Raw genomic sequence first — 11,988 nt, 5'->3', positions numbered from 1 at the left:
TCGCGGTCCGATCAGGTGACGTCAAGTCGGTTATCGGACCCGGTTCGGGAGTCGTCCGTCACGTTAGCGTTGCTAAATTTCAGTGGTGTTCGCAGGCTGGAATCCGGATAGCCGGCACGGACGCGCTGAGGAGGAAGTTGATGCCTGCAGTGGCCCTCGGCTCCGGACGGCGAAGCACCGGACACGTCTCGGAAGCACGGGTGCTGGCGGCGGTGGCGCTCGTGGTCACCGTCGGCGTGTTCCCGGTCTTCTTCGTCGGCGGCATGGGTGTACAGCTGCAAACCGAACTCGACTTCGGCGCGGCCAAGCTGGGTGTGGCCACCGCGAGCTTCTTCGGTGTCGCCGCGCTGTCCTCCCGGCTGATGGGGTCGCTCGTGGAGCGCATCGGCGCGAGCGGCGCGATGCGGCTGGCCGTGGTCGGCAGCTCGGCGTGCCTGTTCGGCTTGTCCGTCGTCGGTTCCCCTGGCTGGCTGATCGGTTTGCTGTGCCTGGCCGGAATTCCGACTTCGTTGGCCCAGCCGTCGGCCAACCTGCTCATCGCCCAGGGCATCCCGGTATACCGGCGGGGCCTGGCGTTCGGTGTGAAGCAGTCGGCGATCCCGGCCGCGACACTGCTCGCCGGTGTGGCGGTGCCCGCGATCGCACTGACGATCGGCTGGCGATGGGCGTTCGTCTTCAGCGGCCTGATCGGACTTACCGCTGTCGCGCTGGTACCGAAACTGCCGCAGTCGGAGCGGTCCACCGGCGTCCCGGCCGCGAGCGATTCGGCGTCGGCCCCGCTCAGAGCGTTGCTGCTGTTGGCCATCGCGGGTGCACTGGGCTCGGCCGCGGCCAATGCGCTTGGTGCGTTCGTGACCACGACCGCCGTCGAAGTGGGGTTCAGTCCGTCTGCCGCCGGACTGGTGCTTTCGGTGGGGTCGGCCGTCGGGCTCGCCGTCCGGCTGCTGGCCGGGGCGGCGGCGGATCGCCGGAACCCGGACCTGGTCCGGGTGATCACGGTGATGCTCTTCGTGGGCTCGCTCGGATACGCGCTGATGGCCGTCGACATCCCACCGGTGTTCTTGCTGGGGGTGTCGATCGGTTTCGGTGCCGGTTGGTCGTGGCCGGGACTGCTCAACTTCGCGGTGGCCAAGATCGCTCCGGACCGGGTGGCCAGCGCTACCTCGTTCACCCAGACCGGCGTCTACATCGGGGGCAGCAGCGGCCCGCTGCTGTTCGGATTGCTCGCCGCGCACGTGAGCCTCGCCGGTGCCTGGCTCGCCGCGGGCGTCTCCGCGATCGTGGCCGGGATCGCGTTGCTGTTCGTTCGCCGGTGATCTCCGCGGCTCCGGCCGTTGTCGGAAACGGGCACTGTTCGAGAAGTACCGAGCCACGGCTCACGCGGGCCGGGGCCATGGGGGTGGTCGCAACGCTCGGAAGGTTATCGCTCCCGACCGTCCCGTCCGTACCGTTGAGGTGATTCCGACCGGTGAAAAATGGTGCCGCACCGGGGAATGTCCTTGCCGATGCCGTTGGCGCATCGGACGATGACCGTTCCGCCTTTTACGTAGGCTCGTCGGGAGGTTCTGGTGACCGAGGTTCGAGCAGTGGTGGCGTCCGGCAAGAACGCCCCGGTTGAAGTGCTGACCATCGACGTGCCCTCGCCCGGCCCGGCTGATGCCGTGGTGCGCGTTCAAGCGTGCGGTGTCTGCCACACCGACCTGCACTACCGGGAGGGTGGTGTCAGCGACGACTTCCCCTTCCTGCTGGGGCACGAAGCCGCGGGTGTCGTCGAAGAGGTCGGTCCGGAGGTGCGCGACCTCGAACCGGGCGACTTCGTGGTGCTGAACTGGCGGGCCGTGTGCGGCCTGTGCCGGGCGTGCAAGCGAGGACGGCCGCAGTACTGCTTCGACACCCACAACGCGAGCAAGCCGATGACGCTCGCCGACGGGACCGAGCTCTCGCCCGCCCTGGGCATCGGCGCCTTCGCGGAACGGACGCTCGTGCACTCGGGCCAGTGCACAAAGGTGGACCCGGAGGCTCGGGCCGCGGCAGTGGGGCTGCTCGGATGCGGAGTGATGGCCGGGATCGGCGCCGCCGTCAACACCGGTGGTGCCAAGCCGGGCGACTCGGTCGCCGTGATCGGCTGCGGAGGCGTCGGCGACGGAGCGGTAGCAGGCGCCCGGATGTCCGGGGCCCGCCGGATCATCGCCGTCGACAAGGACGCTCGGAAGCTCGACTCGGCGCGGAAGTTCGGCGCCACGCACACGGTGAACGCGGCCGAGTCGGATACGGTGGAGGCGATCCGTGATCTCACCGACGGGTTCGGCGCAGATCTGGTCATCGACGCCGTCGGGGTGCCTGCGACCTACCAGCAGGCCTTCTACGCCAGGGATCTGGCGGGCACGATGGTGCTGGTCGGTGTACCGACCCCGGAAATGCGCCTTGAACTGCCGCTACTGGACGTGTTCGCCAGGGGAGGCGCGCTCAAGTCGAGTTGGTACGGCGATTGCCTGCCCGAACGGGACTTCCCCATGCTGGCCGAGCTGTACCGGCAGGGGCGGTTGCCATTGGACGATTTCGTAACCGAGGAGATCGCATTGGACGAGGTCGAGCACGCGTTCGACAGGATGCAACGTGGCGAGGTGCTGCGTTCGGTGGTGGTGCTCTGATGGCCGCTCGGATCGACCACACGACCACGTCGGGAACGTTCTCCCTGGACGGTCAGACCTTCGATGTCGACAACAACGTGTGGGTGGTCGGTGACGATCGCGAATGCGTGGTGATCGATGCTCCGCACGACGTCTCCGAGATCCGACGGTTGGTCGGTGGCCGGTCGGTGCTGGCGGTCCTGGCCACCCACGCGCACGACGATCACGTGCGCGTGGCGCCCGAACTCGCGGACGCCGTCGGTGCACCTGTGATGCTGCATCCGGACGATCTGGTGCTGTGGCGGATGACCCATCCGGATCGTGGTCCGGAACGGGAACTGGCCGACGAGCAAGTCGTCGGAGTGGCGGGTACCGGACTGCGAGTGCTGCACACCCCCGGACACGCGCCGGGCGGAGTGTGCTTCCACGCGGCCGACCTGGGCGTTGTGTTCACCGGTGACACCCTGTTCGCGGGAGGGCCGGGCGCGACCGGTCGCTCCTATTCGGACTTCGGCGTGATCACGGACTCCATCCGTCGACGGCTGCTGGCCCTGCCGGACGAGACCGTGGTCCACCCCGGTCACGGTGGGAGCACCACGATCGAAGATGTGCGGGCCGAATTCGACGAATGGGTCGCGAGAGGTTCCTGAGCGTGGAGGCCGTGCCCTTCGCGGGCACGGCCTCCAGGCGAGTTACGACTTTCGCCGGATGAGTTCCCCCCGATGGGCCCTGCATGCTTCGAAGCGCACACACCGAGTGCAGGATGCGGGGGTCGACGGTTGCGCACGTCGTTCGTTTCGGAAGCAGCCGCTCGCCCGACCGGCACGCTGATCCCGCCGCCACGGGTGCGAACGGTTCTGGTGGATCTGCTGTTCGTGCTGGCGATCTGCGGGTTGAACGTCTTCGACCTCGCGCTGGCCGAGCCGGAACCGGGTATGTCGTGGTGGGCGCCGTTGCTGCCGAGTCTGCCCGCCACGTGCTCCCTGATGCTGCGCCGACGCTACCCGCGGATCGTTTTCACGCTCTTGATTCTGGTCACGGTGAGTCTGACCGTGGCCGGGATCGCGATCGGCGCGTTGAACCTGGCGATCCTGTTGGCCGTCTACACGATCTGCGTCCGGTCCGGACTGGTCGAAGCGCTCGGAGTGAGTGCCGTCGCGATGCTGTTCCCGGTCAGCGAGATGGTGTGGTTGCCGTGGGCACCCGGCGTCCTCACCGTGTTCGGCGCGGTTCCGGATCTGGCGATGATCGTGGTGCTCGCGCGGGTGATCAGGGCCGGGCGCAGGCGCAGGTCCCAGTTGGAGCACACCGTGAGCCTGCTGGACGAAGCCAGGGATCAACTCGCGGCCGACGCAGCGACGGTCGAGCGGGCACGGATCGCCCGCGAGTTCCACGACATCGTTTCGCACAATCTGTCGGTGGTGGCCCTGCGAGCGGGGGTTGCGCGGGTGCTGGTGGACCGCGATCCGGAGCACGCCCGCAACACCCTGCACGAACTTGAGGAGAGTTCACGCGGGGCGTTGGAGGAGATGCGCAACCTACTCGGCGCGCTCCGGGACGGGCCGGAGTCCGACGACGTCCACTGGCATCCCAGCCCGAGCCTCGACGGGGTGGATGAGCTGGTCGACTCGGTTCGGGGCGGCGGTGTGTCCTGGCGGCTCGAACGGCGTGGCGCGGTTCGAGCCTTGGGGTCGGGGTTGGAGATGACCGCTTATCGCATCGTGCAAGAGGCCGTGACCAACGTGCTCAAGCACGCGGGTGCGGGGCGCGCGCGGGTGTTGTTGGAGTACGGGCCCGGAAGCCTGAAGATCGAGGTCACCAACCACGTGCATGCCGAGGTCGGGAGTCGCGGGCCGGATCCTTCGCAGGTCCTGGAGGTCACGTCGGGGCGGGACGGTGCCGGACACGGGCTCGTCGGCCTGCGCGAACGGGTTGCCCTACTGGGCGGAACCTTGACCGCACATCCAATTGCGAGCGGATTTCACATTGCTGCCGTGCTACCGTGCCCGGAAAATTCGGCCCCGGTCTGACCGGGTACCCCGAGTCGGCCGCAATCGAGGAGGCTCGGCGCGTGGAGTCTTCGAAGACGACCGTGCTGGTCGCAGACGATCAAGCCATGATTCGCGCCGGTCTGGTGGCGCTGCTGAACGCCGAACCCGAACTCCGCGTGCTCGCCGAGGTGGCGGACGGGCATGCTGCGGTCGCGGCTGTGCGCCGCCGTCCCCCCGACATCGTACTGATGGACGTGCGGATGCCCGAATTGGACGGGATCTCGGCCGCGCGCGCGATCATCGAACTGACCGAGGGCCGGACGTCGGTGCTCATGCTGACGGTGCACGATCTCGACGAGTACGTCTACTCCGCGTTGCGCGCCGGAGCCAGCGGGTTCCTGCTGAAGGACGCGGCTCCGGAAGAACTCGTTCGTGCGGTGCGCACCGTGGCCGCCGGTGATGCGCTCCTGGCGCCCAGCGTGACCCGACGGCTGCTGCAGCGCTTCGCGTCGCTCGGTGTGCGCGACGCGGCCAGCGAGCTCGGTGAGCTGACCAGCAGGGAGACCGATGTGCTGCTGGAAGTGGCGCGTGGTGGATCCAATGCCGAGGTCGCCCGTAACCTCGGCCTGGCCGAATTGACCGTCAAGTCGCACCTGTACCACGTGATGCGCAAGCTCGGACTGAACTCCCGGACGCAGCTGGTGATCGCGGCCTACGAAACCGGCTTGGTATCCCCCGGCCAGGAAAGCGGGTGGCAGGCGGTCTAATGAGGGCATGGTTGCTTCACTACCACTGCGAGTCGGCCTGATCGGATACGGCATCGGGGGCGCGGTGTTCCACGCACCGCTGATCGACGCCAACCCACAGCTCCGGCTGACCGCGGTGGTCACCCGGAATCCCGAACGCCGGAACGAGATCCACGCGCAGTACCCCGATACCCAGGTGGTCGCCGACGCATCGGAATTGCTCGATCGAGCTGGCGAACTCGACCTCGTGGTGGTGGCCAGTCCCAACCGGACCCACGTCGAAATGACCGAGGCGGCGCTGGAAGCCGGATTGCCGGTCGTCGTGGACAAGCCGTTCACCCCGAGCGTGTCCGAGGCCACCGAGCTGATCGATCACGCACGAGCCCGCGACCTGATGCTCACCGTTTTCCAGAACCGCCGCTGGGACAACGACATGCTGACCGTGCGCAAGCTGATCGACGAAGGCGAACTCGGTGCCGTCCACCGCTTCGAGTCGCGCTTCGAGCGCTGGGTTCCCACTCCGAAGCCGGGCTGGCGCGAGAAGGGCGGACCGGACGAGGCGGGCGGGGTGCTCTACGACCTCGGAAGCCACCTGATCGACCAGGCGCTGATGCTGTTCGGCCCCGTCTCCACGGTGTACGCGGAGATCGACTGGCGGCGTCCGGAAGTCGAGGTCGACGACGACGCGTTCGTGGCCCTCACCCACGAGAACGGTGTGCGGTCGCATCTCTGGGTGGGCAAGTTCGCCGCCCAGCACGGCCCCAGGTTCCGCCTGCTGGGTGACCGGGCCGCGTACACCAAGTTCGGTCTGGATCCGCAGGAGAACGAGCTGCGGGAGGGAAAGCGGCCCGCGGAGAACTGGGGCGTCGAATCACGCGAGCGTTGGGGGCTACTCGGTTCCGAGGGCGAAGTGCGCCCGCTGGCCACGGTGCCCGGCAACTACCCGGCGTTCTACGACGGGGTTGTCGCGGCCCTGCGGGACGGGACGCCACCACCGGTGGACCCCGCCGACGCATCGGCAGGGCTCCGAATCATCGAAGCGGCGCGGCGATCCGCGCACGACCGCACGGTAGAACGGCTCGGATGATCAGTTGGCCGGCTCTCGAACTGATCTCCCGTTCGCGCGAGCGGGAGATCAGTTTCGCCGGGTCGGCGCGTCCGAGCGGTCTTCGGGCGGTTCCGGTGCCGCGACCGGCTCCAGCTCGGGGCGGGTGCCGGTCGCCGAAGAAGCTCCGAGCACACGGGTGGACTCCTGGCCGGCGTGGGTGGTGTCGGTGATCCTGGTCGAGCCGGATGAGGGCGATTCCTGCCTCTGCCGGGATGGCGATTCCTGCCTCCGCCGGGACGATGGAGGTCGCCTTGCCGAGCCTGGTTCGGTGGGGAGGTAGAGCGACTCCACCACGAGGACCAGGAGACCCACCAGCAGCGCACCGATCGCCAGCCACAGACCGGCTGGGGCTTCGCCCACCCACCACAGACCGGCGGCGACCCCGGCCGCACCGCCCAGCAGGGCCGCCAGCAGGTGGAAGAACAGGTGAATGGAATAACCTCTCACCGTTACCTCCTGGTCTGTGGCCCGCCGGGATGTGCTATCCCGGCATCGCCCCGGGGTAGGCTCCGTGCCTCGCCGCTCTCGAGCGGGTGGTGCGGCCGATGCGGCCATCCGGGACAACGATCCGCTTTCGTATACACGAAATCGTTGCGGACCTTCCCGATGTTAGCCGTGGAAGTCATCGAAACGCCTGATCAAGACGGTCAACTGTGAGCGAGCACGCACCTCGCCGTGAGGTGTCCCGTTTCATCCGCGGCTTCTGGACCCCTTTGAGTGGGTGGCGGAGCAGCGACGAGCGGTATGCGTCCTCCGGTCCTACGGTGAAGCGCGGCGGAACGCTGAGGCGGTGAACGCCGAGCAGGTGGACGGGGAACCCGCCGTGCTCGGCAACTGACCGCGCGACTTCCTGTGAGTGATCGGGGGTGCTCGGAAGTGAACACGCTGGCTGTATTCGCGTGGAGCGTGGTGATCGGTTTCGGTTCTCTCACCGGCATGCTCGTCTGCCTGTCGTGGGTGGAAAAGCGCGCGGTTCGTCCAGCCCGGGCACCGCGCCCCGAGCGGTGGCGTAGCCGACGCGTCGAACGGGTGCCCGTGAGCTCGCGTGTCTCGAATCGCCGGTCCACGAATCGCCGGTCCGGCGGAGGGGCCGATGCCCGGCGACTGCGCCGCGTTCCTGGGAGCGGGGCAGCCGGTGCGCATCGTGGGGCGACGGGTGCGTTCGAATCCATCGGTTCCGAGCTGCGCAGGTTCGTACCGGGAGCCGAACGCGTCCCCCGGGCGAACTCCCGGGGGAGCGAGATCACGGAGTGTGGAAGTCGGCGAAGTCGAACCCGGGCGACACCACGCAGCTGACCAGGGTCTCTTCGTCCGGCATGGCCGTCGCCGATTGCCACGTGCCTGCCGGGACGAGCACCTGCGGAGTCCGCCCCGCGCTCGCACCCAGCACGACCGTCTCCGGCTCGGTCGAGGGCTGCTCGCCTGCACCACCGAGCGACAGCGTCAGCGGCCCGCCCCGGTGCCACAGCCACAGCTCATCGGAGGACACGGTGTGCCAGGTCGAACTGGTGCCGGGCGTCAGCAGAAAGTGGATCGCGGTGGCGCTGGGGCGTGATCCGGATTTGCCCTCCTGCCGGACCTCGACGTCGCTGGCCCAGGTGCGCCGGTACCAACCGCCTTCCGGGTGGGGGAGCAGCTCGAATTCCTCCGCGGTGCTGCTCCTGGTTTCCAGCGAGACGTAGTGCCCGTCGACGTCTCGGCGGGCGTAATGCACCTCCAGTACCGCCGACCGTTCCAGCGGGCCGTACACGTGCGGGAACGACACGTCCTCCGGCACTCCCGGCGGCGGGGTGGGAGAAGCCGTTTCCCAGCGCACCCCGGCGGACAGTCCGGCGGGATCGAGCCGCACCGCGACCAGCTGTTCGCCGGTGTCGCGGTAGAACGCGTTGGCCACGGCCAGCGTGGTCGCCACGTCCGGAGAGCAGTGCACGAAACCGTCGGTTTCCAGCGTGGGCGAACCGATGGTGGTCGTGCTCGCGCGATACGCGCTCAGCGGGAGAAGATGCAGGATGGTTGAGCCAGTCACCGTGCCAGTCTCTCGCAACGGCCGGCTTCCGATCTAGGATCGGGGTTCCGACGTGGAGGAGGCACGATGTCCGTTCGGGTCGCGGTGCTCGACGACTATCAAGCGGTCGCGCGGGAGTACGCGGACTGGGACGCATTGCCGGCCGAGGTCGAGGTGTTCCGCGAGCACATCGATGACCGCGCCGAGTTGGTGCGGCGGTTGCGGCCGTTCGACGTGGTTGCGGTGATGCGGGAGCGCACGCCGTTCCCCCGGGAGGTCTTCGAGGCACTGCCGAATCTGAAACTGCTGGTCACCACCGGCATGCGCAATGCGGCCATCGATCTGAGCGCGGCTTCCGAACACGGTGTGGTCGTGTCCGGCACGGGGTCCGCTTCGGAAGCGGACCGCACCTGGCAGCCGACGGCGGAACTGACCTGGGGGCTGATCTTCGCGCTCGCGCGCCGCATCCCGCAGGAAGACCGGCTGATCCGGGAGGGCGGCTGGCAGGAGTCGGTCGGTGTCGAACTCGGCGGCAGGACCCTCGGAGTGTTGGGACTGGGGCGCTTGGGGGCCCAGGTGGCCCAGGTCGGCCGTACGTTCGGCATGGAGGTGCTCGCCTGGAGCAGGAACCTCACCGACGATGCGGCGCGGGAGGCCGGTGCCGAGCGGGTGAGCTTCGAGGACCTGTTCCGGCGATCCGACGTGCTGAGCATCCACACGGTGCTCAGCAGGCGTACCCGCGGGCTTGTCGATGCCACTGCGCTGGGGCTGATGAAGCCGACCGCATACCTGGTGAACACCTCGCGCGGGCCGATCGTCGACGAGGAGGCTCTGCGCACGGCACTGCACGAGGGCCGAATCGCCGGCGCCGGGCTCGACGTGTTCGAACGTGAGCCGCTTCCACCGGACGATGCCTGGCGAAGCGCGCCGCGCACCGTGCTGACCCCGCACATCGGCTACGTCACCCGCGGGACCTACGAGACCTTCTACACCGAGACGGTGGAAGACATCGACGCCTACCTGGCCGGTGCGCCCATCCGGGTGCTCAATCCGGACCGGGGCTGAGCCGCTCGGCCCGCCCCCGCGGGGGCGGGCCTGCCTGTGGTCGCTCAGACCTCGTCGGCGAGCTTGCGGATCTGCTCGATCAACCGCGTGCGCTCCTCGGTGGTACCCGCCAGCGGGGTGATGTTGAGCGTGCTGACCCCGGATTCCTTCATCGCCGCCAACCGCTCCTTGACGTGCCCTTCCGGGCCGATCAACGAGGTCTTGACCAGCAGGTCCTCGGGGACGGCTGCCGCGGCCTCCTCCTTCTTGCCTTCGAGGTAGAGATCCTGGATCTTCTCGGCCTCGTCCTCGTACCCGTAGCGGCGGGCGAGGTTGTTGTAGAAGTTCTTGCCCTTGGCACCCATCCCGCCGATGTAGAGGGCGAGCATGCCGCGCATGCCGTCGAGCATGTGGTCGACGTCCTCGCCGATCGCCAAGGGTGCCTGGACGACGACGTCGAGGTCCGGAAGTTCGTCCTCGCGCTTGGCCTTACCGGCTTGGAGGGACTCGCCCCAGACCTGGTTCGCACGCTCGGGAACATAGAAGATCGGCTCCCACGCCTCGGCGATCTCGGCGACGAGGGCGACGTTCTTGGGGCCGATGGCCGCGATCATGATCGGGATCCGGTCGCGGACGGGATGGTTGATCAGCTTGAGGGGTTTGCCGAGGCCGGTTCCCTGTTCGGCCGGGAGCGGGATCTGGTAGTTCTTCCCCTCGTGAACGACCTTCTCCCTGCGCCAGACCTGCCTGCAGATGTCGACGATCTCACGGGTCCTGCCGAGCGGGGCGTGGTAGGGAACACCGTGGAAACCTTCGATGACCTGCGGGCCGGAGGCCCCGATGCCCAGGGTGAACCGCCCCTCGGAGACGAAGTCGACACCGGCCGCGGTCATCGCGGTCAGCGTGGGCGTCCGGGTGTAGATCTGCAGGATGCCGGAGGCGATCTCGAGTCGTTCGGTGCGGGCGGCGATGAAGCCCATCTGGCTGACGGCGTCGAACGAGTAGGCCTCGGGGACGTAGACGATGTCCAGTCCGGCCTTCTCGTAGGTGGCCAGCTCGTCGACCGTTTCCTTGAACCCTCCGCTGTAGTTCAGCGGCATTCCGATGCGCATCGTGGTCCTCTCCGTCGATCGGGTCAGAGGTGGGGCGTCCGTCCGTTCGGCGGCGGGCGCTTTGATCCTCTGGCCGCGCCGCCGAGGCTGTCCAGAGGTTACCGCCGAGTAAGGCCGAGCGGGACCCCAGCCGGATGACCTGGATTTCGGATGAGCCGGAGCGAAGGCAAGATGGGGGAGGAATCGATTTCGTGAACATTGGAGAACGCGTCGAATGAGCCAGACACCGAGCACGCCTCCCGTCCGGGTGTTCCACCTTCCCTCCCCGGCTGCGGTGAGCGCCGCATGAGGCTGGGACTGCTGGACATCGGATCGACAGCGGCCCGGTTGGAACTGGTGGATCTGGAACGCTCCCGCGCGCCCTTGGCCAGTTGGAGCGTGAAGGCCAAGACTCGGCTCGCCAAGAACACGACTCCCGACGGGGTGGTGACCGAAAAGGGCATCGAGCAGGCGGTGCGGGCCGTGAGCGAGTGCGCGCAAGCCGGCGCGCAACGTGAACCGGACTCGGTCATCGTCTACGGGACTTCCGCTGTCCGGGACGCGGCCAACAGCGAGGAGCTGCGCGGACGGTTGGCCGAGGCCGCAGGTTTTCCGGTTCGAGCGCTGAGTCCCCGCTCCGAAGCGGCGGTGACCTACCACGCCGCGCGCCGGTGGCACGCCAAGGACGAGACCCCGTTGAGCACCGTGGACATCGGCGGCGGCACCATCGACGTCGCCACCGGCGACGGTGCGTATCCGCACGACGTGGCCACGTTGCCGCTGGGGGCCGCGGCGTTGACCAGGCAGTACTTGCCAGAGGATCCACCGGCTCCGGAACAGGTCGAACAGCTGCTGGCGGCGGTCGGGCAGACCGTGCCCCACTCGCTCGGACGGTTCGCGGTGACCGACCTCGGTCACACCGTCGCGCAGTCGAAGGTGTTCCGTCAGCTCGCCGTGCTGGCGGCCAGTTCGGACGAGCACCTCGTGCGGCACCCGGACCGCCTGGTGCACGCGAACCTCCGGCGCTGGATACCCAGCCTCTCCGAGATGGACGAGAAGCAGCGCCGAAAGCTGCCCGGCGTCTCCCGCAGCCGGGCGAAACGCATCTTCGCCGGTGCCGTGGTCGCCGACGCGATCCTGGATTCGATCGGGGTGGAATCCGTGGAAATCTGCCCGTGGGGGCTGCGCGAAGGCTTGGTCTTCCGGTTCGTGGAGACCTACGAGTGTGCCCGGAAGGGCAATCGGGACGACGCGGTCCACGCGGTCGCCGACGAGATGTTCGACGGCGGAGCGGACGCGGTGTTCGGTCCGACGGAAACGTGGGGTCGCTGACCGGGTTTTGCATCGTGGGTACAGCTGTATCCCGTACCCGA

General features: G+C 68.1%; 11 protein-coding genes. 8 read left to right on the top strand and 3 right to left on the bottom strand.

Going from position 1 to position 11,988, the window contains the following annotated elements; translation table 11 throughout:
• Positions 1 to 140: 140 nt before the first annotated feature.
• The 6 genes from ACYVAN_RS04605 (at position 141) to ACYVAN_RS04580 (ending at position 6,454) form a co-directional block, all read left to right on the top strand.
• Positions 141 to 1,316 carry an MFS transporter gene (locus ACYVAN_RS04605; RefSeq protein ID WP_460955975.1) on the top strand — a complete coding sequence of 392 codons (1,176 nt, stop codon included), beginning with the start codon at positions 141 to 143 and terminating at the stop codon, positions 1,314 to 1,316.
• 252 nt (positions 1,317 to 1,568) lie between these two features.
• The gene (locus ACYVAN_RS04600) at positions 1,569 to 2,651 is read left to right on the top strand and encodes an S-(hydroxymethyl)mycothiol dehydrogenase (protein ID WP_460955973.1); all 1,083 of its coding nucleotides are present in this window, start codon (positions 1,569 to 1,571) and stop codon (positions 2,649 to 2,651) included.
• Positions 2,651 to 3,280 carry an MBL fold metallo-hydrolase gene (locus tag ACYVAN_RS04595; protein ID WP_460955971.1) on the top strand — a complete coding sequence of 210 codons (630 nt, stop codon included), beginning with the start codon at positions 2,651 to 2,653 and terminating at the stop codon, positions 3,278 to 3,280. The genes ACYVAN_RS04600 and ACYVAN_RS04595 overlap by 1 nt, the downstream gene beginning before the upstream one ends.
• A 129-nt stretch (positions 3,281 to 3,409) precedes the next feature.
• Positions 3,410 to 4,660 carry a sensor histidine kinase gene (locus ACYVAN_RS04590; RefSeq protein ID WP_460955969.1) on the top strand — a complete coding sequence of 417 codons (1,251 nt, stop codon included), beginning with the start codon at positions 3,410 to 3,412 and terminating at the stop codon, positions 4,658 to 4,660.
• A 41-nt stretch (positions 4,661 to 4,701) separates the two neighbouring features.
• On the top strand, positions 4,702 to 5,388 hold the full coding sequence (locus ACYVAN_RS04585; protein ID WP_460955967.1) for a response regulator: 687 nt from the start codon (positions 4,702 to 4,704) through the stop codon (positions 5,386 to 5,388).
• 7 nt (positions 5,389 to 5,395) lie between these two features.
• Positions 5,396 to 6,454, top strand: a complete 1,059-nt coding sequence (locus ACYVAN_RS04580; protein WP_460955965.1) for a Gfo/Idh/MocA family protein — start codon at positions 5,396 to 5,398, stop codon at positions 6,452 to 6,454.
• 48 nt (positions 6,455 to 6,502) lie between these two features.
• On the opposite strand, the gene ACYVAN_RS04575 is transcribed toward ACYVAN_RS04580, so the two are convergent.
• Positions 6,503 to 6,922 (bottom strand): hypothetical protein, encoded by a 420-nt coding sequence (locus tag ACYVAN_RS04575; protein ID WP_460955963.1) that lies wholly within the window; start codon positions 6,920 to 6,922, stop codon positions 6,503 to 6,505.
• A gap of 796 nt (positions 6,923 to 7,718) precedes the next feature.
• The gene (locus ACYVAN_RS04570) at positions 7,719 to 8,501 is read right to left on the bottom strand and encodes a cupin domain-containing protein (RefSeq protein ID WP_460955961.1); all 783 of its coding nucleotides are present in this window, start codon (positions 8,499 to 8,501) and stop codon (positions 7,719 to 7,721) included.
• Between the two features lie 66 nt (positions 8,502 to 8,567).
• Between ACYVAN_RS04570 and ACYVAN_RS04565 the strand changes: the two genes are divergently transcribed.
• Positions 8,568 to 9,545, top strand: coding sequence for a D-2-hydroxyacid dehydrogenase family protein (locus tag ACYVAN_RS04565; RefSeq protein WP_460955959.1), 978 nt, complete (start codon positions 8,568 to 8,570; stop codon positions 9,543 to 9,545).
• A 44-nt stretch (positions 9,546 to 9,589) separates the two neighbouring features.
• Here ACYVAN_RS04565 and ACYVAN_RS04560 read toward each other — a convergent pair whose 3' ends face one another.
• Positions 9,590 to 10,636 carry an LLM class F420-dependent oxidoreductase gene (locus ACYVAN_RS04560; RefSeq protein WP_460955957.1) on the bottom strand — a complete coding sequence of 349 codons (1,047 nt, stop codon included), beginning with the start codon at positions 10,634 to 10,636 and terminating at the stop codon, positions 9,590 to 9,592.
• Positions 10,637 to 10,921: 285 nt separating this feature from the next.
• Here ACYVAN_RS04560 and ACYVAN_RS04555 point away from each other — a divergent pair, with 285 nt between their 5' ends.
• Positions 10,922 to 11,947, top strand: a complete 1,026-nt coding sequence (locus ACYVAN_RS04555; protein WP_460955955.1) for a Ppx/GppA phosphatase family protein — start codon at positions 10,922 to 10,924, stop codon at positions 11,945 to 11,947.
• Positions 11,948 to 11,988: the final 41 nt, after the last annotated feature.

Source organism: Parasphingorhabdus pacifica, assembly GCF_054779195.1.
Note: the sequence above shows the minus strand (reverse complement) of the source record. Positions and strands in the feature narration are given on the sequence as shown.

Coding starts and splice junctions, on each gene's coding strand:
- ACYVAN_RS04565 (WP_460955959.1), top strand. CDS start 8,568: ATGTCCGTTCGGGTCGCGGTGCTCGACGACTATCAAGCGGTCGCGCGG.
- ACYVAN_RS04605 (WP_460955975.1), top strand. CDS start 141: ATGCCTGCAGTGGCCCTCGGCTCCGGACGGCGAAGCACCGGACACGTC.
- ACYVAN_RS04595 (WP_460955971.1), top strand. CDS start 2,651: ATGGCCGCTCGGATCGACCACACGACCACGTCGGGAACGTTCTCCCTG.
- ACYVAN_RS04555 (WP_460955955.1), top strand. CDS start 10,922: ATGAGGCTGGGACTGCTGGACATCGGATCGACAGCGGCCCGGTTGGAA.
- ACYVAN_RS04560 (WP_460955957.1), bottom strand. CDS start 10,636: ATGCGCATCGGAATGCCGCTGAACTACAGCGGAGGGTTCAAGGAAACG.
- ACYVAN_RS04580 (WP_460955965.1), top strand. CDS start 5,396: ATGGTTGCTTCACTACCACTGCGAGTCGGCCTGATCGGATACGGCATC.